Below are 232 nucleotides of genomic sequence, written 5' to 3'. Positions count from 1 at the left end.
ACGAAGCGCTCATGGCAATGATGACGTCGCGAACTTTGATGTCCTCTTGAATTGCCCCACACGTTCCGACACGGATCAGGTTTTGCACACCATACGATTCCATCAGCTCGTTCACGTAAATGGAAATTGACGGCACGCCCATACCTGTACCTTGTACAGATACGCGTTTACCTTTGTATGTACCAGTAAAGCCCAGCATGCCACGTACATTGTTATAGCATTCTGCTCCCTC

The 232-nt window shown here is 48.7% G+C and carries 1 protein-coding gene; it reads right to left on the bottom strand.

All coding sequences use genetic code 11. The annotated features are described in order from the left end of the window. The coding region (locus tag SB773_RS34895; RefSeq protein ID WP_486304346.1) for a phosphorylase family protein at positions 1 to 232 on the bottom strand (232 nt) is incomplete at both ends.

Source organism: Bacillus sp. SIMBA_074 (genome assembly GCF_046534555.1).
Classification (GTDB): Bacteria; Bacillota; Bacilli; order Bacillales; family Bacillaceae_G; genus Bacillus_A; species Bacillus_A mycoides.
Note: the sequence above shows the minus strand (reverse complement) of the source record. Positions and strands in the feature narration are given on the sequence as shown.